22 protein-coding genes are annotated in these 24,336 nt (G+C 66.4%); 16 read left to right on the top strand and 6 right to left on the bottom strand.

Annotation, left to right across the window (positions count from 1 at the left end; genetic code table 11):
• The coding region (locus tag WAX14_RS10830) for a Mur ligase family protein (protein WP_422628083.1) at positions 1–822 on the bottom strand (822 nt) is incomplete at its 3' end.
• Between the two features lie 202 nt (positions 823–1,024).
• On the opposite strand from WAX14_RS10830, the gene WAX14_RS10825 reads away from it, so the two are divergent.
• The gene (locus tag WAX14_RS10825) at positions 1,025–2,446 is read left to right on the top strand and encodes an NAD-binding protein (RefSeq protein WP_422628082.1); all 1,422 of its coding nucleotides are present in this window, start codon (positions 1,025–1,027) and stop codon (positions 2,444–2,446) included.
• Here WAX14_RS10825 and WAX14_RS10820 read toward each other — a convergent pair.
• Together WAX14_RS10820 and leuA are read right to left on the bottom strand one after the other, a co-directional pair.
• Positions 2,443–2,817 carry an SHOCT domain-containing protein gene (locus WAX14_RS10820; RefSeq protein ID WP_422628081.1) on the bottom strand — a complete coding sequence of 125 codons (375 nt, stop codon included), beginning with the start codon at positions 2,815–2,817 and terminating at the stop codon, positions 2,443–2,445. The two genes, WAX14_RS10825 and WAX14_RS10820, sit on opposite strands and share 4 nt — an antisense overlap.
• A gap of 153 nt (positions 2,818–2,970) precedes the next feature.
• On the bottom strand, positions 2,971–4,779 hold the full coding sequence (gene leuA, locus WAX14_RS10815) for a 2-isopropylmalate synthase (protein WP_422628080.1): 1,809 nt from the start codon (positions 4,777–4,779) through the stop codon (positions 2,971–2,973).
• A gap of 686 nt (positions 4,780–5,465) precedes the next feature.
• On the opposite strand from leuA, the gene WAX14_RS10810 reads away from it, so the two are divergent.
• The 10 genes from WAX14_RS10810 (at position 5,466) to WAX14_RS10765 (ending at position 16,991) form a co-directional block, all read left to right on the top strand.
• Positions 5,466–6,584, top strand: coding sequence for an APC family permease (locus WAX14_RS10810; RefSeq protein WP_422628079.1), 1,119 nt, complete (start codon positions 5,466–5,468; stop codon positions 6,582–6,584).
• A complete protein-coding gene (locus WAX14_RS10805; RefSeq protein WP_422628078.1) occupies positions 6,581–6,988 on the top strand; it encodes a hypothetical protein in 408 nt (135 codons plus the stop codon). Before WAX14_RS10810 ends, WAX14_RS10805 begins: the two co-directional genes overlap by 4 nt.
• A 26-nt stretch (positions 6,989–7,014) precedes the next feature.
• Complete coding sequence (locus WAX14_RS10800) at positions 7,015–8,670, top strand: MFS transporter (protein ID WP_422628077.1); 1,656 nt, start codon at positions 7,015–7,017, stop codon at positions 8,668–8,670.
• Positions 8,576–9,937 (top strand): dipeptidase, encoded by a 1,362-nt coding sequence (locus WAX14_RS10795; protein ID WP_422628076.1) that lies wholly within the window; start codon positions 8,576–8,578, stop codon positions 9,935–9,937. Before WAX14_RS10800 ends, WAX14_RS10795 begins: the two co-directional genes overlap by 95 nt.
• A gap of 150 nt (positions 9,938–10,087) precedes the next feature.
• Entirely contained in the window at positions 10,088–11,353 is a 1,266-nt protein-coding gene (locus WAX14_RS10790; protein WP_422628075.1) for an aspartate kinase, read from the top strand.
• Positions 11,354–11,360: 7 nt separating this feature from the next.
• Positions 11,361–12,395 (top strand): aspartate-semialdehyde dehydrogenase, encoded by a 1,035-nt coding sequence (locus WAX14_RS10785; protein WP_422628074.1) that lies wholly within the window; start codon positions 11,361–11,363, stop codon positions 12,393–12,395.
• Positions 12,396–12,549: 154 nt separating this feature from the next.
• Positions 12,550–13,125 carry a TetR/AcrR family transcriptional regulator gene (locus tag WAX14_RS10780; RefSeq protein WP_422628073.1) on the top strand — a complete coding sequence of 192 codons (576 nt, stop codon included), beginning with the start codon at positions 12,550–12,552 and terminating at the stop codon, positions 13,123–13,125.
• A complete protein-coding gene (locus tag WAX14_RS10775) occupies positions 13,122–14,627 on the top strand; it encodes a flavin-containing monooxygenase (protein ID WP_422628072.1) in 1,506 nt (501 codons plus the stop codon). Before WAX14_RS10780 ends, WAX14_RS10775 begins: the two co-directional genes overlap by 4 nt.
• The gene (locus WAX14_RS10770) at positions 14,624–16,342 is read left to right on the top strand and encodes a GMC oxidoreductase (RefSeq protein ID WP_422628071.1); all 1,719 of its coding nucleotides are present in this window, start codon (positions 14,624–14,626) and stop codon (positions 16,340–16,342) included. Before WAX14_RS10775 ends, WAX14_RS10770 begins: the two co-directional genes overlap by 4 nt.
• Positions 16,335–16,991: a hypothetical protein gene (locus tag WAX14_RS10765; protein ID WP_422628070.1), complete on the top strand. Its 657-nt coding sequence runs from the start codon at positions 16,335–16,337 to the stop codon at positions 16,989–16,991. Before WAX14_RS10770 ends, WAX14_RS10765 begins: the two co-directional genes overlap by 8 nt.
• Here WAX14_RS10765 and WAX14_RS10760 read toward each other — a convergent pair.
• Together WAX14_RS10760 and WAX14_RS10755 are read right to left on the bottom strand one after the other, a co-directional pair.
• On the bottom strand, positions 16,972–17,844 hold the full coding sequence (locus WAX14_RS10760; RefSeq protein ID WP_422628069.1) for a DUF5602 domain-containing protein: 873 nt from the start codon (positions 17,842–17,844) through the stop codon (positions 16,972–16,974). The genes WAX14_RS10765 and WAX14_RS10760 overlap by 20 nt on opposite strands.
• A gap of 42 nt (positions 17,845–17,886) precedes the next feature.
• A complete protein-coding gene (locus tag WAX14_RS10755) occupies positions 17,887–18,684 on the bottom strand; it encodes a DUF5602 domain-containing protein (RefSeq protein WP_422628068.1) in 798 nt (265 codons plus the stop codon).
• A gap of 171 nt (positions 18,685–18,855) precedes the next feature.
• Between WAX14_RS10755 and WAX14_RS10750 the strand changes: the two genes are divergently transcribed.
• The 4 genes from WAX14_RS10750 (at position 18,856) to WAX14_RS10735 (ending at position 22,420) form a co-directional block, all read left to right on the top strand.
• Complete coding sequence (locus WAX14_RS10750; protein WP_422628067.1) at positions 18,856–19,281, top strand: Fur family transcriptional regulator; 426 nt, start codon at positions 18,856–18,858, stop codon at positions 19,279–19,281.
• Positions 19,282–19,357: 76 nt separating this feature from the next.
• On the top strand, positions 19,358–20,818 hold the full coding sequence (locus WAX14_RS10745) for a catalase (RefSeq protein WP_422628066.1): 1,461 nt from the start codon (positions 19,358–19,360) through the stop codon (positions 20,816–20,818).
• A gap of 202 nt (positions 20,819–21,020) precedes the next feature.
• Entirely contained in the window at positions 21,021–21,494 is a 474-nt protein-coding gene (locus WAX14_RS10740; RefSeq protein WP_422628065.1) for a Dps family protein, read from the top strand.
• Between the two features lie 128 nt (positions 21,495–21,622).
• On the top strand, positions 21,623–22,420 hold the full coding sequence (locus tag WAX14_RS10735) for a metal-dependent hydrolase (RefSeq protein ID WP_422628064.1): 798 nt from the start codon (positions 21,623–21,625) through the stop codon (positions 22,418–22,420).
• 48 nt (positions 22,421–22,468) lie between these two features.
• Here the strand turns inward: WAX14_RS10735 and WAX14_RS10730 are convergent, their stop codons facing one another.
• Positions 22,469–23,737, bottom strand: coding sequence for an amidohydrolase family protein (locus WAX14_RS10730; RefSeq protein WP_422628063.1), 1,269 nt, complete (start codon positions 23,735–23,737; stop codon positions 22,469–22,471).
• 142 nt (positions 23,738–23,879) lie between these two features.
• Here WAX14_RS10730 and WAX14_RS10725 point away from each other — a divergent pair.
• The coding region (locus tag WAX14_RS10725; protein WP_422628062.1) for a PaaI family thioesterase at positions 23,880–24,336 on the top strand (457 nt) is incomplete at its 3' end.

Below are 24,336 nucleotides of genomic sequence, written 5' to 3'. Positions count from 1 at the left end.
GGCCGGATCGGCGCCGAGCGCGACCGCGGCGGCGACCGCCTGTGCGGCATTGCCACGGTTGGCGCGACCGGGCAGGGTCAGCGTCATCGGCAGCACCAGTCCGTCCGGTCCGTACACATTCTCGTCGTCGACCCACCAATGAGGTTGGGGCCGAGCGAAATCGGATCCGCTGCTGTACCAGTGGTCGCCGTCGCGGACGATGGGCTCGCCGGTGCGGGGGCAGCCGACGGAGTCGCCTGCCCAGCCGGCGCCGGCGGCCACCCACACCACGTTCGGGTTGTCGTAGGCCGCGGACGTGACGAGGACGTCGTCGCAATTGGCGACGATCGCGGCATCGGGATGACGCTGCAGGCCCGCGCGTAACTTGCGTTCGATCATGTTGATCTCGCCGACGCGGTCGAGTTGGTCGCGGCTCAGGTTGAGCAGCACGATTGCCTGCGGGTCGAGCGCGTCGGAGACGTGCGGGGTGTGCAGTTCGTCGACCTCGATCGCGGCGAGGGGCGCGGTGAGGTTCGAGGCGAGCGCGGCGACGATGCCGGCGTCCATGTTCGCGCCGTCCGGCTGTGTCGCGACGTCGTCGACGGTGGCAAGCGCGGCCGCCGTCATCCTGGTGGTCGTGGACTTGCCGTTGGTGCCGGTGACGAGCACCGTCCTACGGCCACGGCCGAGCTGCGTCATCAGCGTCGGATCGATCTTCAGGGCGATGAGCCCGCCGATCATCGAGCCCTTGCCGCGTCCGGCCTTCTGCGACGCCCACGCGGCGGCTTTCGCCGCGCGCAGTGCCAACCGGCCGCGCGTGGTGATTCCAGTGCTAGTACCCACGCGGGCGAGTGTTCCACAGCCGCGTTCGGGTCGCGGAGCCGCAGTGGTGTCCGTGCGGTCACACGGCGACCGGCCGTCGGAGATCGCTCACATGCCGGTCTCGGGAGGGTGCGAGCCGGCGAGGCGCGTGCTCCCCTGGAACTCGGCCCGGAAATCGGTGCAGCGCAGCCTGAGCGGCAAACGATCGGCGGAGGTGAGTTCCATGATCGAGAACGACGAGAGCGGGATCACGGCGAGCACCTACGTGGTCGTCGGTGACACCACGGTCGCGCGGCGTGTGTGCGCGTCGTTGTGTGCCCAGGACATCGCGGTTCGGCATGCCGCCGAACCCGACGACGAACAGCTGCGGGATCTGCTCACCGGTGAGTCGGTCGCAGGCATTGCGATCCTGCTGCAGGACGACGTGGTGGCGCTGCGGTACGCGCTGGCTGCCGGCCACCTGCATCCGGATGTGCCGATGGTCGCGACGATCTTCGACCGGACCATCGGAGACCAACTCGCCCGCTTCCTGCCGCAGTGTGACGTCACCTCGCCCGCAGACTTGGCGGCGGCATCGCTGGCCGGTCCGTGTGTGGCACCGGATCTGCTGGCCGTGACGTCCACCGGGCCCGTCCCGCGCGGCGTACGCAAGGTTGGGGACGTGTTGGACGAGGTGCCGATCTCGGCGCCGCGGGTGCCGTGGTGGCTGCGCAGGCTGGGTCAGGTGACGGCGGCGGCGAGGGTGAACGAGACGGGGACGCGCATCCTGATGGTGGGTCTGCTCGGCCTGGCCGTCGTGTTGCTGGGGGACTGGGCGTGGTTGACCCTCGGCGAGGGGCACGGTGCGGTCGACTCGTTCCACGAGGCGGTTCGGGTGGTGACGACGGTCGGTCCGGCAGCGGATCCGCACGGCAACGAGACGTACGGGCTGATCGCGTCGTCGGCGATGCTCGCGACGATCGTGTTCACCGCGATGTTCACGGCCGGTGTCGTCGACCGGCTTCTCGGTCCTCGGTTGACGGCGCTGTGGGGCAGGCGGTCGCTGCCGCGGTCCGGGCACGTCATCGTCGTGGGGCTCGGCCAGGTAGGTCTGCGGCTGTGCCGGGATCTGCGGGAGCTGGGGATCCCCGTGGTGGGGGTGGAACGGGACACCGATGCGCGGCACCTGGGGCTGGTGCGGGAGTTGGGTATTCCGGCGGTGTTGGGCAACGGCGGCGACCGCGCGCTTCTCGAGCGCATCGGGGTGCGCCGTGCGGCCGCACTGGCTGCGGTCGGATCCGATGATCGCGACAACATCGCGGTGTCGCTGGCCGTGCAGGGTATAGCCCCGGGCCTGCGGCTCGTCCTGCGCGCGGGGGAGCGGGAGATTCTCGCCGAGACCGGTTCACTGCTCCCGCTCGGAATCATCCGGGATGTGACGAGCCTGAGTGCAACCTATGTGCTGGCCAGATTGCTGGGGCGGAATCCGTCCGGTGTTGTCGCCGGCGACAAGCACGTGCATGTGCGTCGCGGCGCCGGTTGGTACGAGGAGCTGCCGATCGCGTCGCCCGGACAGTGCCGCCATGTGGACCGCCGCTCCGCGCCGGTGTGCCTATGTGGCCCCTCCAGGAGCCCAAAAGGCACACCGGCGCCGCAGGCGCGCTAGGCGAGTGCCTTGGCCTTGAGGGACTGGAACTCTTCCTCGGAGATCGTGCCGGCGTCGAGGAGCGCCTTGGCGTCGGCGATGTGCTCGGCGGGGGACTTACCCGCGACCTCACGGATGTAGTTGTCCTGGGCGGACTTGAACTCCGCCGCGTCCTTGGCGCTCCGCCTCGCCATGCCGTCACCGTGGACGATCAGGTACACCAGTGCGGTGAGCAGCGGCAAGATGAACAGGAAGATGATCCAGATCGCCTTCACCCAACCGGACTGTTCACGGTTGCGGAACAGATCGCCGATGATCATCCACAGCATGATCAGGTAGGCGATGAACGCGAAGCTGACGATGATGAACCAGATGATGTCCCAGAAATCCATGTAGCCACTTCCCTTTCGATCCGTGTGAACGTCAGTCCCGGATCCGGAGGGGCCGTCACGCCGAGAGAACAGCAACGCGGCGGTACCCCTCGGGAGACTTCCCGAAGAGTACCGCCGCGTATGTCCTGATGCAGTCCGAATCGACCGCTGTTCTCAGTGGGCCCGGTTGACCGCCGAGACGACCGCGCGCAGCGACGCCGTGGTGATCGACGGGGCGATCCCGGCACCCCACACCAGCTTGGTGGTGCCGTCGGGACGCGTCACGTCCGCCTCGACGTACGCCGCGGCGTTCGCGTCGTCACCCGCCGACATCGCATGCTCGGAGTAGCCGCGCACGGTGATCTGATATCCCAGCGTTTCGAGACCGTCGACGAACGCGGCCAACGGGCCGTTGCCGGTGCCGGTGATCTCCTTCTCGACACCAGCAACCTTCAGGACCGCGGTGATCTCGTCCTCACCATCGTCGGTCTCGGCGGCGCTGACCCTCTGCCGGATCCGCTCGAGCGGGCTGATCGGGGCCAGGTATTCCTCGTGGAAGATGTCCCACATCTCCTTCGGGCTGACCTCGCCGCCCTCACCGTCGGTGACCTTCTGCACGGCTGCCGAGAACTCGATTTGCAGCCGCCGGGGCAGGTTCAGGCCGTGGTCGTGCTTCATGATGTACGCGACGCCGCCCTTACCGGACTGCGAATTCACGCGGATCACAGCCTCGTAGCTGCGCCCGACATCCTTCGGGTCGATCGGCAGATAGGGCACCGCCCACACGATGTCGTCGACGTCGGAGTCGGCGGCATCGGCGTCGAGCTTCATGACGTCCATGCCCTTGTTGATCGCATCCTGGTGGCTGCCGGAGAACGCCGTGTAGACCAGGTCGCCGCCGTACGGGTGACGTTCGTGCACGGGCAGTTGATTGCAGTATTCGACGGTGCGGCGGATCTCGTCGATGTTCGAGAAGTCGATCTGCGGGTCGACACCGCGGGTGAACATGTTCAGACCCAAGGTCACCAGGCACACGTTGCCGGTGCGCTCACCGTTGCCGAACAGGCAACCTTCGATGCGGTCGGCGCCGGCCTGGTAGCCCAGTTCGGCGGCGGCCACGCCGGTGCCACGGTCGTTGTGCGGGTGCAGCGACAGGATGATCGAGTCGCGCTGCGCCAGATTGCGGTGCATCCACTCGATCGAGTCCGCGTACACGTTCGGCGTCGCCATCTCCACCGTCGCAGGCAGGTTGATGATCACCGGGTTCTCGGGGGTCGCGCCCAGCGTCGCGACGACTGCGTCGCACACCTTCTTGGCGTAGGACAGTTCGGTGCCGGTGTACGACTCGGGGGAGTATTCCCAGCGCCAGTTCGTCTCGGGGTGCCTCTTCGCCTCTTCCAGCACCAATGCGGCGGCGTCCGTCGCGATCTTCTCGATGGTGTCCTTGTCCGCCTTGAACACCACCCGACGCTGCAGGACCGACGTCGAGTTGTAGAAGTGGACGATCACGTTGCTCGCACCGGAGCAGGCTTCGAACGTGCGCTTGATCAGCTCCGGACGCGACTGCGTCAGCACCTGGATGGTGACGTCCTCGGGGATCGCGCCGTCTTCGATGATCTCGCGGACGAAATCGAAGTCGGTCTGGCTCGCGGACGGGAAACCTACCTCGATCTCCTTGTAACCCATCCGCACCAGCAGTTCGAACATGCGGCGCTTGCGGGCGGGACTCATCGGATCGATCAAGGCCTGGTTGCCGTCGCGCAGATCCACGGCGCACCATTGCGGGGCGCGGTCGATGATCTTGTCGGGCCACGTGCGGTCCGGCAGCGTGACCGGCTCGACCTCCTCCGCGAACGATCGGTAGCGGTAGGTCGGCATGGACGAGTTCTTCTGCGTATTCCACACCCGCTGATCGGCGGGTGCGGGCTTGCTCGGCGGCGTGATGGTGCGCGAACCGGAAGTGAATGCGTCGGCGGGTGACATGACGTGCTCCCAAAAGAAAAAGTGGACCTGTGGGCCGGGACTTCAGAATATCGACCGGCGCGTCGAAACCCCGCGACGGGAAGCCGGTCTGGTCAGATCCCGCCGCGGCGGCCGAGGAGAAGGGCGCGCTGCATGCATGGCAGTGTACCCGCCTCGGCAGGGCGAAGCCCAGCAGGGCAGTGGGGCTCACGCCGATCGCGTGTGAACCGGACGTCGGGAATCACCCGGTAGGGGTGAGGACAAGACCGGGACGAGACGCGGACGATATGACGGTGCACCGTCGTCGGCGCACAGCTCCGGCCGAGTATTGCCCGAGTGAGCGAAGGGTGATGAGACGGTGACCACCGAAAATCCCGAGGCGGATCTGCCTCCCGCCACCGCGACGGCGGCAGGGAGGCCGACTTCCGTCAACTACATCTCGTGGACGGCGCTCGCGTTGATGACAGTGTCGTCGGTGGCCAGTCTGCGCCCGGCGCCGACCATGGCGGTGTACGGACTGGCATGCGTGTTCCTGTACCTGCTGCCGGCCATCGTGTTCCTGATCCCGACCGCGTTGGTCTCCGCCGAACTGGCATCGGGTTGGCCGGGTGGCGTCTACCGCTGGGTGACCGAAGGGATATCGCCGAACATGGGCTTTGCCGCGGCGTGGCACCAGTTCGCGATGACCATCTTCTACTACCCGACCCTTGCTGTCCTTCGTCGCGAGCACGCTGGCGTACGTGATCGACCCGAGTCTCGCCGCCAACGGAGTGTTCACCGCGATCGTCATCATCGTCGTGTATTGGTCGGGCGTGCTGCTCGCACTACGCGGTGGGATCGGCGTGATCGCGAAACTGGCATCGAGCGGAGTGCTGATCGGCACGCTGATTCCCGGTGCGCTCCTAGTCCTGCTCGGTATTGTCTTTCTCCTGCAAGGAAATCCGAGTGCGGCTCCGATGGACGGTGGGAGCCTGCTGCCGGCCTGGACGGGTATCGCCAGCATCGTGCTGATCGTGAGCAATTTCGGTGCCTACTCCGGTATGGAAATGAACGCGGTGCATGTCACCGAACTGAAGAATCCCGCAAAACAGTTCCCGAAGGCCATGTTCCTGGCCGTGATTCTCGTGCTCGTCATCCTGATCCTGCCACCGCTGGCGATCTCGTGGGTCGTCCCGTCACAGGAAATCAGCCTGACTGCCGGTGTGATGCAAGCATTCTCGGTTGTATTCGGACACTTCGGCCTCAGTTGGCTGGTGCCGATCGTCGGGCTCGCCATCGTGAGCGCCTCGCTCGCCGGATTCATGACGTGGCTGTCGGGGCCATCGAAGAGCCTGCTGCTGGTCGCGAAGAACGGGGGCTACCTGCCGCCGTACTTCCAGAAGACGAACAAGGCCGGTGTCCAGCAGAACATCCTGGTCGTGCAGGGCTGGGTCACCACCTTGCTGGCGCTGCTGTTCGCATTGGTCCCGGCGGTGTCCAACGCCTACTGGATCTTCATGACCATCACCACGTCGGTGTATCTGCTGGTGTACCTGTGGTTGTTCATCGCCGCCTACCGGCTGCGCAAGCTGCAGCCGGACCATCCGCGCGGATACCGAGCACCGGCACTGCCACTGTTGTGTGCTGTCGGATTCATCGCCTCGCTCGCGGCGATCGCGATCTCGTTCGTCCCGCCGTCGCAATTCGGCAGCGGCAATCCGTGGGTGTTCGTGGCGATCGTCGGCGGCGGAATCGCGCTCCTCGGCCTGATCATCCCGCTGCTGCTGATCACACTGCGCAAACCGAGTTGGAAACTACCCGACGAGAATCCGGAGGTGACATCATGAGTCATCGAGTGATCTACTGGACCGTCGGCGGCGTGTTCGCCGTGCTGTTGGTGGTGATGACGGCAGCCTGGACCTACGACCGTAACAACACCGCCGCCCAGGACAAGGCGCAGCTCCTGATCGAAGAGTACCGGGCGGCGGGGCTGCCGACGCCGGCCTCCCCGGATCAGGTCGCCGAGGTTCTCGGTGACGACGGTGGCGCAGTGTGCGCGACCGCGGGTAGCGAACACTACTGGGGTTACTTCATGACCCAGGCGGGCGTCGGCGGAGCCTTCTACACACGCCCGATAATTTTCGAGCGCAACATGTTCGAAGGGATCGTGCTCATCGTGCAGACGTATTGCCCGGAGAAGCTTCCGGCGGTACGCGAGCGCCTCGAAAACCTCCGATTCGCGGACGACTGAGCGCCGGTACGACGATGGATTCGTCTATGGCAGAACGAATTTCATCGATGCGATGGATTTCGCTGGCCGCCACGTGCACCGCAGCGGGTCTGGTGTGGCTTGCGTTCGCCGATTTCGCGGTGGCGATTCCCGCCGTCGCCGACGAGTTCGGTGCCGACCTGTCGACGCTGCAGTGGGCCAACAACGCCTTCAGTCTCGTCGCCGGCGCGCTGGTGATCGCGGCCGGGAAGTTCGGCGACACCTTCGGCCGACGGCGGATGCTACAGATCGGCGTCGCGCTGTTCGCGGGGTGCTCCGTTGTCGCCGCGGTGGCGCCCGGACCGGAGGTTCTCATCGCGGGGCGCGGCCTGATGGGTATCGGCGCGGCATTGCTCCTCCCCGCCAGTCTGGCGTTGATCCCGCCCCAGTTCAGCGGCCGGGCGCAACTGACGGCATTCGGCGTGTGGCAGGCCGTGGCCTGGGGCGGTCAGGCCGTCGCCCCGGCTGTCGGCGGTGTCATCACCGACACCTTGGGTTGGCGGTGGCTGTTCTGGATCAATATTCCGCTCGCGGTGGTCGTGATACTCGTCGTGCGCGCGGTGACGCCCGAATCGCGTGATGCCGAGGGAACCCGACGGGTCGACTGGCCCGGCCTGATCACCATCGGGCTCGCGGTGTTCGCGTTGCTCTTCGCGCTCACCGACGGGCCGAGCGCGGGCTGGGGCAGTCCGCTCGTCGTCGGGTTGCTCATCGTGACGGTGTTGTTGGCTGCGGTGTGGATCCTGATCGAACGGCACTCCAGCGAGCCGCTCGTGGACCTGACCCTGTTCCGGTTGCGGCCGTACGACGGTGCGCTGGCGGCGAACCTGATGATGAACCTCGCCTACGCCGGTCTGAGCTATCTGCTGGTGCTGTGGCTGCAGAATGCGCGCGGCTACAGCCCGGTCGAGGCGGGATTGCTCATGTTGCCTGCGACAATCGGGATCTTCGCGTGCATTCCGCTCGGCGGCCGGCTCGATGCACGCAGAGGCGGCCGACTGCCCGTGCTGATCGGTCTCGTGGTGATGAGCGCAGGACTGCTCTCGCTCGGCTCGCTCCGTTCCGATTCGACGATCGTTGGCCTCGGGTTCTGCCTCGTCGTCGTCGGCCTGGGTCTCGGCCTGCTGTCGACACCGATCTCGAACGCCGCGGTCGGCTACGTCCCCGCGACGCTGGCCGGAACCGCGGCCGGCGTGTTCAAGATGTCGAGCATGGTCGGCGGGGCGCTCGGGGTGGCGGTGCTGTCGGCCTTCGCGCGCGGGTTCACCGTTGCCGATACCTCGAACGAATTCCGTGCTGCCGGCATGAGCTCCGACGACATCGCCCAGGCCGACCAGGCGCTGGTCAACTCGTCGTCGTTCACGCAGGCGATCGATTCGCTCCCGACGTCCCTGCAGGACGTGGTGACCCGCGCGGCGATCGACGCGTTCTCGACCGGGCTGGCCCACACGATGATCGTCACGGCGGTGCTCGCTCTCGCGGTCACGGTGCTCGTCGCGTTCGTGTGGCCACGCCAACCGCAACCCGAATCCGATCGGGCCCCGCCGACAGGAAATGAGGACGATCCGAATGCACACCGACACCTTGCGCGACGATATCAAGGCATTGATGCCGAGGGCCAAAGGGGATCTGGCAGAGATGGTTTCGTTCCGGTCGATCCATGATCCCGCGCAGTCGCCGCCGGCGGAATGCGACCGGATGGTGGACTGGCTGATCGAGGCCTTCGCCGACGTCGGTCTGCGTGACGTGCAGGCGCACGTCACCGACGACGGCAGCAGGGCGGTCACCGGGTTCGCCGAAGGTCCACTCGACGCGCCTACCGTGCTGCTGTACTTCCATCACGACGTGCAACCACCGCTCGGTGACGACGCGTGGGACTCGCCGGTGTGGACGCTCACCGAACGGGGTGGTCGCTGGTACGGGCGCGGCGCCGCGGACTGCAAGGGCAACATCGCGATGCACCTGACCGCCCTGCGCGCCCTCGGGAAGGACCTACCCGTCAACATCAAGATCATCGGCGAGGGTTCGGAGGAGCAGGGCACCGGCGGCCTGGAAGCGTTCGTGCCGAAGCACGCAGATCTGCTCGCCGCCGACACGATCCTCGTGTGCGACGCGGGAAACTTCGCGGTCGGGGTACCGAGCCTGACGACCAGCCTGCGCGGACTCGCGAACGTTGTCGTCACGGTCCGGTCCCTGTCCAGCCCGATGCACTCGGGAATGTTCGGCGGCGCCGCCCCCGACGCTCTCGCCGCACTCATCGCGATGCTCGCCACCCTGCGCGACGACGCAGGCAACACCACGGTCCGCGGACTGGACGCCACCGGTGTCTGGCCGGGCGTCGACTATCCGCCCGAGCAGTTCCGCGTCGACGGCAACGTGCTCGCCGGCGTGGACCTGCTCGGCGGGGGCCGCGTCTCGGACATGGTGTGGGCGCGACCGGCCGCTACCGTTCTCGGTATCGACTGCCCGCCGGTCGTCGGATCGTCGGCCGCGATCCAGCCCGAGGCCCGAGCCCGGATCAACCTGCGGGTACCACCGGGCATGGACGCGGTCAGCGCCCAGGACGCGCTCGTCGACCACCTCACCGCCGTCGCCCCGTGGCACGTGCACGTCGAGATCGAACGCGAAGCGAACGGCCAGCCGTTCACCGGAACGAACAGCGGTCCCGGTTACGAGGCGATGCTCGATTCGATGCGTGCGGCGTACGGCCGCGACGTGGTGATGCAGGGGCAGGGCGGTTCGATCCCGCTGTGCACCGTCTTCCAGGAGACGTTCCCCGACGCGGAGATCATGCTCATCGGTGTGGAGGAACCGTTGTGCCTGATCCACGCGCCGAACGAGAGCGTCGATCCGACCGAGATCGAGAACATGGCATACGTCGAGGCGAGTTTTCTGCGGCGCTACGCCGAGAGGTTCGCAGCGCCACGGTGAGCCGCAGCTGTCACGGTGGGCGAGCGGGTTGTCCCGGCAGCCGCCCGGATGTGAGTTTTGTCCGAGGTGAACGGGGCCGCCCGGCCTGTCCGGGCCCTCATCGGTAGACTCGCATCCTGGATTGCACCCGATACCCGGAGGTTCGCCAGCGTGGCACTCGTCGTCCAGAAGTACGGAGGATCCTCGGTCGCGACGGCCGAACGGATCCGGCGCGTCGCTGAAAGGATCGTCGAGACCAAGAAGGCGGGCAACGACGTCGTCGTCGTCGTTTCGGCGATGGGCGACACCACCGACGAGTTGCTCGACCTCGCGCAGCAGGTGTGCCCGGCCCCGCCGGCCCGCGAAATGGACATGCTGCTCACCTCCGGCGAGCGCATCTCCAACGCACTCGTCGCGATGGCGATCCACTCGCTGGGCGCCGAGGCCCGATCGTTCACCGGTTCGCAGGCCGGCGTGATCACCACTGGCAGCCACGGCAACGCGAAGATCATCGACGTCACGCCGGGCCGTGTCCGGACCGCGCTCGACGAGGGCAGCATCGTGCTGGTCGCGGGCTTCCAGGGTGTCAGCCAGGACAGCAAGGACATCACCACCCTCGGTCGGGGCGGATCGGACACCACCGCCGTCGCGCTCGCGGCGGCACTGAACGCCGATGTCTGCGAGATCTACACCGACGTCGACGGCGTGTTCACCGCCGATCCGCGCATCGTCAAGGACGCGCAGCGCCTCGAGACCGTCTCCTTCGAGGAGATGCTCGAACTGGCCGCGTGTGGCGCGAAGGTGCTCATGCTGCGGTGCGTCGAGTACGCCCGCCGCTACAACGTGCCCGTGCACGTTCGTTCGTCGTACACCACCAAGCCCGGCACGATCGTGTCCGGATCGATGGAGGACATCCCCGTGGAAGAGGCACTGATCACCGGCGTCGCGCACGATCGCGGCGAAGCCAAGATCACCGTCGTCGGACTGCCCGACACCCCCGGCTACGCCGCCAAGGTCTTCCGTGCCGTGGCCGACGCCGAACTCAACATCGACATGGTGTTGCAGAACATCTCGAAGGTCGAGACCGGCAAGACCGACATCACCTTCACGCTGCCGACCTCGGACGCCCCGCGCGCCGTGGAGTTGCTGACCGCGCGGCAGGACGAGATCGGCTTCACCCAGGTGCTGTTCGACGATCACATCGGCAAGGTGTCGCTCGTCGGCGCGGGCATGAAGAGCCACCCGGGAGTGACCGCCACGTTCTGCGAGGCACTCGCCGCGGCCGGTATCAACATCGATCTCATCTCCACGTCGGAGATCCGCATTTCGGTGCTGGTCGACGACACCGAACTCGACGACGCGGTCCGTGCCCTGCATACCGCGTTCAACCTCGGCGGCTCGGAAGAGGCCGTCGTTCATGCAGGGACGGGACGGTAGGTAAACCATGACAACCACCATCGCTGTCGTCGGTGCGACCGGTCAGGTCGGCATCGTCATGCGCACTCTCCTCGAGGAGCGCAACTTCCCCGCCGACAAGGTGCGGTTTTTCGCATCGGCCCGGTCGGCCGGTAAGAAGCTGCCGTTCCGCGGTGAGGAGATCGTCGTCGAGGACGCCGCGGCGACCTCCGACGAGGACCTGAAGGGCATCGACATCGCGCTGTTCTCGGCGGGTGCGACCCTCTCGCGCGCGCAGGCCCCGCGATTCGCGGCGGCCGGTGCGGTCGTCGTCGACAACTCGTCGGCGTGGCGCAAGGACCCCGAGGTTCCGCTCGTGGTCAGCGAGGTCAACCCGGAGGAGACGAAGAACCCGCCGAAGGGCATCATCGCCAACCCGAACTGCACGACGATGGCTGCGATGCCGGTCCTCAAGGCATTGCACGACGAGGCAGGCTTGCAGCGTCTGATCGTCTCGAGCTATCAGGCCGTGTCGGGCAGCGGCATCGCCGGTGTCGAGGAACTCCTCGGCCAGGCGCGGGCTGTGATCGGCGACGCCGAGAAGTTGGTCCACGACGGCGGTGCGGTCGATTTCCCCGCCCCGGACAAGTATGTCGCGCCGATCGCGTTCAACGTGTTGCCGCTGGCCGGGTCGATCGTCGACGACGGTTCGTTCGAGACCGACGAGGATCAGAAGTTGCGCAACGAGTCGCGCAAGATCCTGGGCTTGCCGGATCTGCTCGTGTCCGGCACGTGCGTGCGTGTCCCGGTCGTGACGGGGCATTCGCTCTCGATCAACGCCGAGTTCGAGCGGCCGCTGTCGGTCGAGCGCGCGCAGGAGATCCTCGCGAACGCGCCGGGTGTCCGGCTCGTCGATGTGCCGACCCCGCTCGCCGCGGCGGGTGACGACGTGTCGCTGGTGGGCCGTATCCGCCAGGATCCGGGTGCCCCCGAGGGGCGTGGCCTTGCGCTGTTCGTCTCGGGCGACAACCTCCGTAAGGGTGCTGCGCTGAATACCATTCAGATCGCGGAGTTGCTCGTCTGAGCGTCGGCCGATGAATCTGTTCGAGTGAGTGGACCGTCCTGCGGGGCGGTCCACTCACTCGTGTGTGCCTGCGTGCGTATCCCTCGTCGGGGCACTCGACATAAACCTACAAACAGTCTGGACTGTTTGTAGGATCGGAGATACCCTCACTTTCGTGACCGAGACCACAGCCGACGTTCCGCGCACGCAGGCCCAGCGCACCGCGGCCACGAGAACCAAGCTGCTCGACGCCGCGATCGGTTCGCTCGTCGAATATGGATACGCGGGCACCAGCACCCAGGGAATCGCCAAGCGCGCCGGGGTATCCCGGGGCGCCCAGTTGCACCACTTCCCGACCAAGGAATCGCTGGTCGTGGCGGCGGTCGCGCACCTCGTCGACAAGCGGCTCGTCGAGATCCTCGAGGCACGGCCCGAACCCGACCGTGCACTCGAGGCGCTGTTCGACGCGTTCGTCGGCCCGTTGTTCGACGCGGCCCTCGAACTGTGGGTCGCTGCCCGGACCGACCGGACCCTGCACGAGGCGATGATCCCGCTCGAACGGAAGGTCGCCGACGCCCTGCGCGTCGGCTGCTTCGAGATCATGGGCGACCGGATGACCCCGGACGCCATCGACCTGAGCATCGAACTGGCCCGCGGTTTCGCGGTGTCTGCCCTGATGCGCACCCCCGAATCCGATCGTGCGTTCCGGGAGCGACTGCTCCCGGTCTGGCAGGAGCTGGTGACGAAATGAGTTCGGCAACGCTCCCGACGCACGTGCACACGCTCGTCGTCGGTGCCGGGTTCGGCGGAATCGGTATGGCCGCAACGCTGTTGCGTGAGGATCCGAACGCCGATGTCATCGTGATCGAGCGCGGCGACGACGTAGGCGGGACGTGGCGGGTCAACACCTATCCCGGTGCCGCGTGTGATGTGCCCAGTGCCCTGTACTCGTTTTCCTTTGCTCCCGAACCGGATTGGTCGAAGTCGCACGGAACTCAGGTCGAGATCTACGCCTACCTGCGCCGCGTCGCGCGTGAGACCGGTGTGGCCGACCGGGCCGTGTTCGATTGCGAACTGCGGGATGCGCAGTGGGACGACGCGCAGTGCCGCTGGTTGGTGTCGACTTCCCGTGGCGACCTGACCGCCGACGTCCTCATCGCCGCCACCGGCGCCCTGTCCACCCCGTCCCTGCCGAAGGTGCCCGGACTGGAACTGTTCGGCGGCACGATGTTCCATTCGGCAGGGTGGAACCACGACTACGACCTGGCTGGTAAGAAGGTTGCCGTAATCGGCACCGGCGCCTCGGCGATCCAGTTCGTCCCGGCTATCGTCGACAGCGTCGAGCACCTCACGCTGTTCCAGCGCACCGCATCGTGGGTCATGCCCAAGCGTGATCACGAGATCGCGGCGCCGGTGAAGGCGCTCTACCGTCGATTCCCGTTGGCACAGAAAGTTGTCCGTGGTGCCGTCTACGGCCAGAAGGAATCCTACGTGATCGGGATGACCAAGCCGTTCGCGCGCACGTGGATCGTGCCGGTCTTCGAACGCCGCGCGCGAGCCGTTCTCGCGAAGCGCGTCGCCGATCCGGAGTTGCGGGCGAAGCTGACGCCCGGATTCCGGATCATGTGCAAGCGGATCTTGTTGTCCAACGATTGGTTCACGGCAATCACCCGGACCAACGCCACCGTGGTCGCGTCGGGCCTGACCGCGGTCACCGAGAACGCGGTCGTCGACGACAAGGGCAACGAGTACGAGGTCGACACGATCGTCTTCGGCACCGGCTTCACGCCGACCGAGCCTCCTGTAGCACAGCATGTTCGAGGGACAGGCGGCCGGACATTGGCCGAGACGTGGAACGGCAGTCCGTCCGCGCATCTCGGTACGACGGTGCACGGGTTCCCCAATCTGTTTCTCATGTACGGTCCGAACACCAATCTCGGACACAGTTCGATCGTGTACATGCTCGAATCGCAGGCCACCTACATCGCCGACGCCATCCGCACGATGCGCACCCGCGGCCTGAGCTCGGTCGAGGTGACCGCCGGCGCGCAGCAACGATACAACGATGGACTGGATCCTGTTCTCGTCAAGACGATCTGGAATGCCGGTGGTTGCCGGAGTTGGTATCTCGACAGGCGAGGACGCAACTCGGTGATGTGGCCGGCCTTCACGTGGAAGTTCCGCCGGGCCACCCGTCGCTTCGACTTCGAGAACTATGTGGCAAGACTCGCCGCCGAGCAGGTGAACGCATGACCCACTACGACGTGCTCGTGATCGGTTCCGGTTCCGGTTTCGGGGGCAGCGTCGCCGCGCTGAGGCTGACGGAAAAAGGCTATCGCGTCGGTGTCCTCGAAGCCGGGCGGCGGTTCGGCGACGACGAGCTGCCGAAGACCAGCTGGCGGTTGCGTAAGTACTTGTGGGCGCCGGCCCTGGGCTGCTACGGCGTCCAGCGCATCCACCTGCTGCCCGACGTGCTGGTGATGGCCGGTGCTGGGGTCGGCGGTGGATCGCTCAACTACGCCAACACTCTCTACCGTCCGCCTGCGGCGTTCTTCCGGGACCCGCAGTGGGGGCACATCACCGATTGGGAGGCCGAACTCGGTCCGTACTACGACCAGGCCGCCAAGATGCTCGGCGTCCGTCCCAACCCGTCGACCACCTACGCCGACGAGGTGATGCGCTCGGTGGCCGAGGACATGGGTGCCGGCGAGACGTTCACGACCACCCCGATCGGGGTGTTCTTCGGGACGCCCGGTGAGACCGTGCCGGACCCGTTCTTCGGCGGCGCGGGACCCGACCGTACCGGCTGTACCGAATGCGGCGGGTGCATGACCGGTTGCCGGGTCGGAGCGAAGAACACCCTCGTCAAGAATTACCTGTATCTCGCCGAGCGGGGCGGTGCGACCGTGCACCCGCTCACGACCGCCACCGGGGTGCGCCCGCGCGAGGGCGGCGGATACGAGATCCATACCAAGAGCACCAACCGGATCAGGAAGCACCGCACCGTCTTCACCGCCGACCAGGTCGTGGTTGCTGCCGGCACCTACGGTACCGCGCGGTTGTTGCTGGCGATGCAGGAGACCGGTGCGCTGCCGAACCTGTCGCCGCGACTTGGCACCGTCGTGCGCACCAACTCGGAGGCGGTGCTCGCGGCGTCCGCGCAGGACACCACGATCGACTACACGCAGGGCGTCGCGATCACGTCCTCGTTTCATCCGGACGACCATACGCATATCGAGCCGGTCCGATACGGCAAGGGCAGCAACGCTATCGGCCTGCTGCAGGCGCTGCTCACCGACGGCGGCGGTCGCGCGCCACGGCTGATGAAGTTCTTCGGTGTCGCTGCACGCAACCCAGGGGCGTTCCTGCGCAGCCTGTCGGTGCGCCGCTGGTCCGAACGCACCGTGATCGCGCTCGTCATGCAGACCGACGACAACTCGCTCGAACTCCGCAGTCGGCGCAGTCCGTTCGGTCGCGGTGTGACCAGCATGCCCGGTCCGGGGGAGCCGCCACCGGAGTGGATCCCGGTGGGACACGAGGCGATCCGCCGGGTCGCCGACAAGATCGACGGCGATGCGGGAGGGTCCCTCGCCGACCTGGTGAACATCCCGATGACCGCGCACTTCCTCGGCGGCTGCGTCATCGGCGACTCACCGGACACCGGTGTCGTCGACCCGTACTTGCGTGCCTACGGACATCCGGGTCTACATGTCGTCGACGGTTCGGCGGTCAGCGCGAACCTGGGGGTGAACCCGTCGCTCACCATCACCGCCCAGGCTGAGCGTGCAATCGCGTTGTGGCCCAACAAGGGCGAACCCGACAACCGTCCCGAGCTCGGCTCCGGCTACGTTCCCGTGACGCCGGTCGTGCCGGCCAGGCCGGCAGTGCCCACGGGTGCACCGGCCGCGCTGCTGCCCACACCCACCGTCCGTCGAGAGGAGCACACACATGCTGTGGAGCGTGCCTGAGAGTCACACCGACCGCGACGACTGGCCGGTCTCGCCGCCCCCGCCGTGGCCGGCAAGCGTGCACGCGACCCTGTGGTGGCATCGCAGCACCCCCGACGCGGCGCAGTTCGGGCCGGGCGGCAGGACCCTGCCGTTCACCCTTGCGATGATGGTCGACTACGTCGAGTCGCCGGTCGGGCCGTACCGGGAGATTCTGGCCAGCCCGGTGCTGCGGCCGGGGCTGGTTCCGGCGATGGCGGTGCCGTTCATCGCGGTCGATTCGGAACCGTCGGTGCACGGCGGCCGGACCCACTGGCACCTGCCGAAGGTGCTCGCGGAGTTCGGTGGCGACGTCACCGGCACGTTCACGGCGACCGGTGATGCGTGGAAGGTGACGACCGCGGCGTCTCCGAAGGGGCCCGAGCTGCCCATCGCCGGCGGGTTGACGTTCGGTCAGCCCGTCGAGGGCGGCGGACTGCTGCGTGCGACGGCGAAGTTGCGGGGCCGGTTCCGGTACGCCCGGGTGGACGTGCAAGCCACCGGCCCGTCGCTGGGTCGGTGGCTGCGGCCGGGAAACCATCACGGCATCGTCGTCACGAGTGGCCGGATGATCACCGGGCCCGGTCGGTGGAATCCGGCGGAACGGATGTCTACGAAGCCTCCCGCATAGTCATGCCACCGAGTTCGACGACGTACTCCCCGGAGTTCTCGTCGAACGAGACCGAGTACGTGGTCGGGTAGTACCCGGACTGCTGGTACGACTGCGGCAGCTTGAGATCCTCCTGGACCGGCGACTTCGTGCGCATCCACTCGATCGCCATCATCGGCTCGATGAAGGTCCAGCGACCGTCCCATGTGCCGTTGATGAGGATCTGCGTGAAGTCGTATTCGCCGGGGACGAGTGCCTGCGTGGTGTCCACCCAGTGCATACCCATGTTGGGGACGATCGCCATCTCCGGTGGGCCGGCCGGCGCATAGTCCTGCGGGACATATTGTGGTGCAGGATAGTTGGTGCCGAGCGCCAGGTAGTCCGGCGTACCCGGATCGATTGCGGCCACCGCGGCGTCGTCGATCATGTAGAAGTGCATGTCGAAGTGGGGCGCGCCGAAGAACATCGCCGGATCGTGTCCGTGGGGATTCCAGTCGACGGTGATGTGGTCGATCGCGGTGTCCGATCCGTCCGCGGGCAGTTCCAGTTCGTAGGACTCCATCGTGTCGGGCAGGCCGTCGAGTGCGTCCGCGGTGAGCCGGAGTCCGATCGCGCTCGGGTTTCCACCGGCGTCCGGCAGCACGTACGCGCGGGCGGTGCCGTCGCCGACGCCGACCGCGGCGCCGTAGGTGTCCGACTCGGTGTCGGAGACCGTGTCGGTACCGCAGCCGGCGGTGAGAACGAGAGCGGCGCACACGGCCGCGGCCGTTCCGGAGGAGCGGATGAGGGTGGGGAGGCGCATGACGGACCTCTTTTCGGCGATTCCCCAATTTTTCGGGGATTCCTTGAAGAGATCGTAGATCTGTTCGGCCACGAACCGGTAATAGTGCCGCCGAAACGAGATCCGGATCGGTTTTCAGGAAGCGTGTTGCAGCGTCAGCCCACCGAGTTCGATCGTGTACACCTGCGCGGCCTCGTCCCATCCCACCGAGTACGTGCTGGGGTACAACCCGTCGCGCTGGTATGCCGCAGGCTGCGGCAACTGCTCGTGCAGTTGCGGCCGGGATGCGAGCCATTCGCGGCTCATCATCGGTTCGACGAACGCCTGCCGCCCGTCCCACGTTCCGTAGAGCACGGTCTCGGTGAAATGATGTCCCGATTCGGCGGTGTCGATCCAGTGCAAGCCCATGCCGGGGACCGTGGACAGCAATGGATCGCCGGACGGTGCGTATCCCGCGGGCACATATCGCGGTTCGGGGGTGCGGGCTGCCGCGTGGATGTAGCCGGGAACGAGCGGGTTGATCGCCTCCACCGTGGCTCTGTCGAGCAGATAGAAGTGCACGTCGAAGTGGGGTACGTCGAAGCCGTGTTCCGGGTTGTGTCCGTGCGAATTCCAATCGACCGTCACATGGTCGAACGCGGTCGCACGCGCCTCGTCGGGGAGGTCCAGTATGTAGTCCTCGGTGATCGGCAGCAGGCCGCCGGGTAGGCCGTCGAGTGCCGTTCCGTCGAGTCGCACCCCGATCGCGGTCGGCGTGCGGTCCGCATCGACGGTGACGTAGGTGCGGGCAGTGCCGGCGCCGACCGGGCGTGCCGGCCCCTCGATCAGGCCGGGGATGCCGTCGCCTCCGGCGGTTGCGGGAGCAACAAACAACCCGAGGCATCCTGCGATGGCGAGCACGGCAAGGTGTCGGGCGTGTGGTCGAATATCCATGTACCGTACTCGATTCCGTCGATATAGGTCATCGTTTTGGATGCTAACTTCACTCGGTGCGTGTGCTGCGGCAATCGATCGAACCGTGATCGTGGGGTGCCCGGACTGTGTTCTCGTGAACCAAGCCTTGCTTTTCTTGACTTATTCCAGAAAGGGGGCATACTCGGTGTCATGCAACGAGTGGACGAGAACTTCGACCCGAGGGAGCGGTTGCGCTCGGTAGGGCTCCGGGTGACCGCTCCGCGCATCGCAGTTCTCGGAATGGTTGCCGCACACCCGCATTCCGATGCGGATGAGATTGCAGCGGCCGTGCGCGACGAACTCGGTTCCGTGTCCACCCAGGCGATCTACGACGTCCTGAGAGCCTGCGCGAACGCGGGACTGCTCCGCCGGATCGAGCCGGCGGGGTCCCCGGCCCGGTTCGAGACCAGAACCGGCGACAACCATCACCATCTCGTGTGCCGTCACTGCGGCACGGTCGTCGACGTCGACTGTGTGGTCGGCTCGGCGCCGTGCCTCACACCCTCGGACGTCCGCGGATTCGTCGTCGACGAAGCCGAGGTCACGTTCTGGGGATTGTGTCCCAACTGTAGTTAGCTCCACCCCCGTCGACCAGCGCGGATCTCACCCGAGACCCGCGGCGATCCCGCGTATCCCGCATCAGGAGGTCATCATGACGAACGCCAACTTCACCACCAACAACGTCGGTAACCCGATCGGTAGCGACGACGACTCGCTGACCGCCGGCACCCAAGGCCCGATCCTGCTGCACGACCACTACCTTCTCGAGAAGCTCGCACACTTCAACCGCGAGCGGGTGCCCGAGCGGGTCGTGCACGCGAAGGGCGGCGGCGCGTTCGGTGAACTCGTCGTCACCGGCGACGTCAGCGCGTACACGAAGGCGAAGCTGTTCCAGCCGGGCACGACAACCGAGTCGATGGTGCGTTTCTCGACCGTCGCAGGAGAACAAGGCAGCCCCGACACGTGGCGTGACCCGCGCGGATTCGCGGTCAAGTTCTACACCGAGGACGGCAACTACGACCTCGTCGGCAACAACACGCCGATCTTCTTCATCAAGGACCCCATCAAGTTCCCGGACTTCATCCATTCGCAGAAGCGGCTCCCCGGCTCCGGTCTGCGCGACCACACCATGCAGTGGGACTTCTGGACGCTGCGCCCGGAGACCGCACACCAGGTCACCTGGCTGATGGGTGACCGCGGCATCCCGAAGACGTGGCGCAACATGGACGGCTTCGGTTCGCACACCTACCAGTGGATCAACGCGGACGGCGCGCGCTTCTGGGTCAAGTACCACTTCAAGACGAACCAGGGTATCGAGTTCCTCACCCAGGCCGAGGCCGACGGGCTCGCCGGGTCGGACCCCGACTACCACCGCGCCGACCTCTTCGACGCCATCGACCGCGGTGAGTTCCCGAGCTGGACCCTGAAGGTCCAGATCATGCCGGTCGACGAGGCGGAGGGGTACCGCGTCAACCCGTTCGATCTGACGAAGGTGTGGTCGCAGAAGGACTATCCGCTGATCGAGGTCGGCACCTGGACCCTGAACCGGAACCCGCGCAACTTCTTCGCGGAGATCGAGCAGGCGGCGCTCGCACCCTCGAACATCGTGCCCGGTATCGGCTACTCCCCGGACAAGATGCTGCTCGGTCGCGTGTTCTCCTACGCGGACGCGCACCGATACCGGATCGGCGCCAACCACGCCCAGCTGCCGGTCAATGCTGCCCGCAACGAGGTGCGGTCGTACTCGAAGGACGGAAGCATGACGTATTCGTTCAACGACCCGGCGACGCCGGTGTACGCGCCGAACGGCTTCGGCGGACCGCACGCGGACCCGCAGCAGGCCGGCGACGACGGCCTGTGGGAGTTCGGCACCGAAGCGGTCCGCGCCGGATACGTCCAGCACCCCGAGGACGACGACTTTGCGCAGGCCGGGACGCTGGTACGTGAGGTGCTCGACGACGCCGCGCGGGCACGACTGGTCGACAACATCGTCGGTCACGTCCTCGGTGGGACGTCGGAGTCCTTGTACGAGAGGATCTTCGAATACTGGCGGGGTGTCGACGTCGACCTCGGCAAGGAGGTCGAGGACGGCGTCCGGTCGAGGCGCGCCTGACCGGACGCGGTCCTCAGAGCAAACCCCACCAATAGATCAGGGCGGCGAGAACGAAGACGATCACGGATTCCATCGGCGGCCTCCTGGAGTGGGGAAGGTGATGACACCATCATCCGCTCAGTCGTCACCGATATCCACGCCGACCACATTCGTGAATACCCGCATCGGACTCCGGTCCGACACATCAGAAGGGAGTGGGACGATGAACAGCCCCATTACCAGCACACTCGACCCCGAACGCCGCGACGCTGCCGCCGAGGCGCTGCAGGCCGCACTCGTCGACCTCATCGATCTGAGCCTGATCGGCAAGCAGGCGCACTGGACGGTCGTGGGACCGCAGTTCCGCAGCATCCATCTGGCGCTCGACGAACTGGTTCTCGCAGCCCGTGATTTCGCGGATCAGGCAGCCGAGCGCTTGACCGCGATCGGTGTCGCCCCGGACGGCCGGGCCGCGACGGTGGCACGCGAATCGGGGACGAAGGGATTCGGCGACGGCTGGACCAAGGGCGAGGAAGTCGTCGCGACGATCGTGGACAACATCGCGGCCGTGGTCGCGCGGCTGCGCGGGCACATCGACGCCACCGCCGACGCCGACCCGGTGACTCAGGACCTGCTCATCGGGCAGACCGCACGGCTCGAGCAGCTGCACTGGATGTGGCAGGCGCAGCTCGCCTGACACGCTGCCCGCCCGTTCGAACAACTGTGTGACGGGTGTGTCGGGAGTGATTGCTAGGTTGGAACCCGGACCGATGCTTCGGCGTCGGTCCGGGTTTCTTTCTGCGCTCTCGAAAGGTGTTCTCTGACATGGTGATGGGTCCCACCCATGCGGTTTCCGGGGCGCTCGTCGGATTGCTCGTCGCCGATGTGCTCCCTCGCGAGTGGGGTGGGCCGACGTCCACTGCCGAGACGTTCGCGTTCGCTGCGGTGTGCGCGGGCGCGGCTCTGCTGCCCGATCTCGACACCGCGCAGTCGACGGTCGCCCGATCGTTCGGTCCGGTGAGTCAGGCCGTCGCGCGCGGCATCGACAGAGTGTCCGTCGGCTACTACAACCTGACCAGGGGCCGCCGCGACCGCAAGCGTCGCGGGGGGCACCGCACGATGACGCACACCGCGCTGTTCGCCGGGTTGCTCGGCGTCGGCGTCTCCGCCCTGGTCGCTCGGTTCGGGCGCGAAGCGATCATCGCGGTTCTGTTCATCACCCTCGGATTGGCCGTGCGCGGGTTGTTCGGTTCGTGGGCCAAGCGCAACGGTTGGTTCGCCGTCACCGCGACCGCCGCGGTGCTGTCGGTGCTCACCTGGACAGCGTTCCCCGGCGACGTCGGGTCGGTGGGTCTCGGGGTCGCGGTCGCGCTGGGCTGTGCGACACACTGTCTCGGCGATGCCGTCACGAAGGAGGGCATTCCGTTCCTGGCCCCGTTCGTGCCGTGGCGCGGTGAACGGTGGTGGGAAATCAGAATGCCGCGCGCCATCGCGATCAGGGCAGGGGGGCCGTTCGAGGTCGGGATTCTCGGGCCCGGCCTGACCGTGGTCACGGTGGCGTTTGCGATCTGGTCGATCGACGGTGCGCCCGAATACATCATGGGTTCACTGGAAGCATTGTGAGCCCGTGTGCCTTTGTGGCCCGCCCAGGGGCCACAAAGGCACACGGATCTAGTGGGCTAGTTCGTAGCGCCGGCGGTACTCGTTCTTGGACGTCTCGCTCGTGTCGACGTCGGTTGCTCTGGCGCGGAGCGCTCCGACGGTGGCCTGCTCACGCGGGATGTGCTTGAACGGATCCCAGCCGAAGAAACGCGCGACATTCTGATGGGTGATCTTGTCGATCTCGTCGTCGGTGCAGTTCGCCGCCGCCAGTTCCGCCATCAGAATCTCCGGCGAGTTCGGCCATGTCGAATCCGAGTGCGGGTAGTCGCATTCCCACGCGATCGTGTCGATGCCGAGGCGGTCGCGGTTGCTCAGTGCGCTCGGCTCGGTGATGTAGCAGGCCAGGAAGTTCTCGCGCCACGCGTCGGTCGGTGTCACGCCCTTCGGCAGGAACGTGCGGCCGGTCCATTCCTGGTTACTCACGTGCCGCTCGAGGCGGTCGAGCCACGGTGGGACCCAGCCGACGCCACCCTCGCTCATCGCGAACTTCAGTGTCGGGAACTTCTTGATCGCCCCGCTGAGCATCACGTCGGTCGCCGCGATGGTCGAGATGAGCGGGGTCAGGATCATCATGTCGTCGAGGTCGAAGCCTTCGGGGCGTTTGACGAGGTTGATGCCACCACCGATGTGGAGACTCAGCACGATGTTGCGGTCGGCGCATTCCTTGAAGATCGGATCCCAGTAGCCCGACTTGAACGGCGGATAGCCTTCGCCGACGCCGTACGGAGTCTCGGGGATGCTGATCGAACGAACCCCCATCGCGTCGAGACGCGCGATCTCCTTGACGGATTCGTCCGTATCGAAGAACGGGACGATACCCAGCGGGATGAACCGGCCGGGATGAGCGTTGGGGACTTCACCGACGACCCAGTCGTTGAAGGCCTGGCACGCCGCCAGGGACAGCTTCTTGTCCGGCAGGCTCGCCAGGTGGGTACCGGCGAATCCGGGGAAGGTGGCGAAGAGGGTCGCGGCGAGGGTGCCGTTGGCGTCCATGTCGCGCACCCGCAGGTCCATGTCGTAGATACCCGGTCGCATCTCGGCGTAGCCGGTGGGATCCATGCCCCACTCTTCCTTGGGCCACGACGCGACCGCGTTCAGCCCCGAGCTGCCGACCACGACGTCCTGGAACACCCACGCCTGCACCTCGGGGTTCCGCGGGTTGGCTGTCAGCTTCGGAGCCTTGTCCTTGAGGCTCTTCGGGAAGTGCTTCTCGAAGAGGTCGGGTGGCTCGACCACGTGGTCGTCGATGCTGATCATCACCATGTCGTCAATGTTCATCGGAATCCTCTCGTGCGGAACTGGAGTCCCGGCAGCGTTCGCTTTCCTGTGAGAATATTACTTTCAGAAGTGAGAATCTACATTTCTCGACGTCGCATTCGGGTGTCTGTGCGGCGGGTGGAACCTCTGACATGATGCCGATATGAATGAGAACGCCATTTCCGTCGAGATGTCGGAGGGCTTGTCCGAGCTCATCCTGTCGGGGGCCCGCACGTTCACCGCAGACTTCGGACTCACCACCCTGCTGCTCGACGAGCGACGATCGGTGATCCGCGCGAACCTCACCGACAAGCTGCGCTCACCGGCGGGCGGCGCAGCACTGGGGTTCCTGACCACCGCGGTCGACATCGTGACCTCCGATCCCGCGCTCGTCGCAGGCAACGGTGACTGGACCGCGACGCAGGACCTGTCCCTGCACACTGTGACAGCAGCGAAGGACGGCCCGATCTTCGTCGTCGCGACACTCGTACGCGCCGGAAAGAAGCTTGTCGTCGTCTCCGCGGACGTCTACGACGGCCACGGCCGCGACGACATCGCCGAGTTCGTGCAGGAGATCGACGGCGGCGCGGCCGGGCGGCCCGGCGGGCCGACACTCGCGG

The organism is Rhodococcus sp. (in: high G+C Gram-positive bacteria) (genome assembly GCF_049299235.1).
Classification (GTDB): Bacteria; Actinomycetota; Actinomycetes; order Mycobacteriales; family Mycobacteriaceae; genus Rhodococcus.
The sequence above is the reverse complement of the archived record's forward strand: the minus strand, read 5'-3'. Positions and strand labels throughout refer to the sequence as shown.